This window comes from uncultured Paraglaciecola sp., assembly GCF_913058035.1.
Taxonomy (GTDB): domain Bacteria; phylum Pseudomonadota; class Gammaproteobacteria; order Enterobacterales; family Alteromonadaceae; genus Paraglaciecola.
Genome location: NZ_CAJXPA010000331.1, coordinates 1 through 2371 on the forward strand (window position 1 = coordinate 1; position 2371 = coordinate 2371).

The window sequence follows — 2371 nt, forward strand, 5'->3', positions numbered from 1 at the left end:
TTTATAACCTAAGTTTATATATAGCAAACATAATGTTTGTCAAAATTAAATAGGACACTGAATATTCATAAAATGCTTAAAACATTCGAGCCCAAAGGAGGTTTACTATGCGACCAGCCAACGAGGCACTGATCGTAATTGATATTCAAAATGATTTTTGCCAAAATGGCGCCTTAGCAGTGATAGATGGAGACGCCATCATTGCGCCTATCAACGACATGTTATCTGACTTTTCTGCTTGTATTTTGACACAAGACTGGCATCCTGCCGGTCATTCTTCGTTTGCTTCGACACATGATGGCAGATCTAGTTTTGATATGATCGACATGCCTTATGGCCATCAAATTTTGTGGCCTGACCATTGTATTCAAAGCACAGATGGCGCAGCCTTTCACAATGAACTTAAAGTTGAGAAAGCAGATTTAATCATCCGTAAAGGATTCCGTCCCAAAATAGACAGCTATTCTGCATTTTTTGAAAACGATAAAACAACCCCAACTGGACTAGAAGGCTACATGCGCACGCGCGGAATAGACACTATCACCATAGTTGGGCTAGCCACTGATTTTTGTGTTGCATATTCTGCCCTTGATGCATCTAAGTTAGGCTTCAAAGTCACCGTCGATATGACCGCCTGCCGAAGCATCGATGTGGATGGCTCCCTTGAAGCCGCAATTTTAAAAATGCGTAATGCCGGAGTGAGACTAAAACATGGTTGATATTGCCACTAAAGCTTGGAATCGACAATGGAAGACCGATCCTATTGTCCGCTCGCTGATTGATACAGATTTTTACAAACTATTGATGTGCCAATCTATTTTCCGCAACAATGCTGACACACAGGTGACATTCAGTCTGATCAATCGGTCCAAACATATCAAACTAGCGGAACTAATTGACGAGGGCGAATTACGAGAACAATTGGATAATATCCGGACACTCTCTCTGACAAAGGGAGAAAGCACGTGGCTTCGTGGCAATATGTTTTACGGTAAACGCCAGATGTTCCAATCTGATTTTATGGAGTGGTTTGAAAACCTGCGCTTACCGCCCTACCACCTCGAAAAACGTGATGGTCAATATGAACTAACCTTCGAAGGCTCTTGGCCAGAAGTTATGCTATGGGAAGTTCCCGCTTTATCGGTGCTGATGGAGTTGCGCAGCCGCGCAGTTCTAAAAGATATGGGTAAATTCGAACTTCAAGTACTCTATGCCCGTGCTATGACGAAGCTTTGGCAAAAGATTGAGACGCTTCGCGATGTTTCAGATTTACGTATTGCAGATTTTGGCACACGTCGTCGTCATTCTTACCTTTGGCAAGACTGGTGCGCCCAAGCAATGCAGGAAGGTTTAAGAGACAAGTTTGTCGGTACCTCTAACTGTAAAATCGCCATGTGCCGAGAACTTGAAGCCATTGGTACTAATGCCCATGAATTACCCATGGTCTATTCAGCCTTATCCGAAGATGATGAGACACTGCGTGATGCGCCTTACAAAGTACTAGCCAATTGGCAGAAAGAATATGACGGCAATCTGCGTGTGATTTTGCCAGACACTTATGGTACCAAAGGTTTTCTAAAAAAAGCACCAGCATGGCTGGCAGGCTGGACTGGTATTAGCGTTGACAGTGGTGATCCTGCGACAGGTGCTGAGATGGCGATCAATTGGTGGAAGCGTCATGGTGAAGACCCAACACAAAAACTGGTAATATTTTCTGATGGCTTAGATGTTAATAAAATTATCGAGCTACAACAACAGTTTGCAGGTCGTGTTCGGGTATCATTTGGATGGGGCACATTATTGACCAATGATTTCCGTGGACTCGTACCCAAGGATGCATTGTCACCTTTTTCGTTGGTCTGCAAAGCCATTTCCGCGAACGGAAAACCAACAGTAAAATTGTCGGATAACCCCAACAAAGCGATGGGCTCAGTGTCAGAAATCATCCGCTACAAACGAATATTCGGTGTCGGGTTTCAAGAAGTATCAGACGTTATCGTTTAACTTTCGCACTACCACACGGTTGAAAATCCATACAATTTTCCAAAATACCAATGGTTTATTGAAAGATTACATCTGTCTTTTGCCGCAAAAAACATTACACAGTGAGCCTTATTTTTATAAAAGATTTGAATTCAAAATACTTAATATAAACAAATTTAATGGCAACAATCATATTGTCTTTTGGTTTATTAAATAAATCCTTCAAAACATATCTAAAAACTTCTCACAAAACATGTTTTCTAATCCCATTGGCCATTCAGACACATGGTTTGTTCTGAAATTTTGATAAAATTAACCTTATGATTACTAGATCCCACCGATCATAAGTGTCTGTAGTTATCGATAAATCTATAGAATAAATAGTGGC

General features: G+C 41.4%; 2 protein-coding genes. Both read left to right on the forward strand.

The window, feature by feature from the left end; all coding sequences use genetic code 11:
- The first annotated feature begins 107 nt into the window (after window positions 1-107).
- Window positions 108-719, forward strand: a complete 612-nt coding sequence (gene pncA, locus QZ562_RS20950; protein ID WP_293764635.1) for a bifunctional nicotinamidase/pyrazinamidase — start codon at window positions 108-110, stop codon at window positions 717-719.
- Entirely contained in the window at window positions 712-2004 is a 1293-nt protein-coding gene (gene pncB, locus QZ562_RS20955; protein WP_293764637.1) for a nicotinate phosphoribosyltransferase, read from the forward strand. Before pncA ends, pncB begins: the two co-directional genes overlap by 8 nt.
- Window positions 2005-2371 lie beyond the last annotated feature (367 nt).

Coding starts and splice junctions, on each gene's coding strand:
- pncA (WP_293764635.1), top strand. CDS start 108: ATGCGACCAGCCAACGAGGCACTGATCGTAATTGATATTCAAAATGAT.
- pncB (WP_293764637.1), top strand. CDS start 712: ATGGTTGATATTGCCACTAAAGCTTGGAATCGACAATGGAAGACCGAT.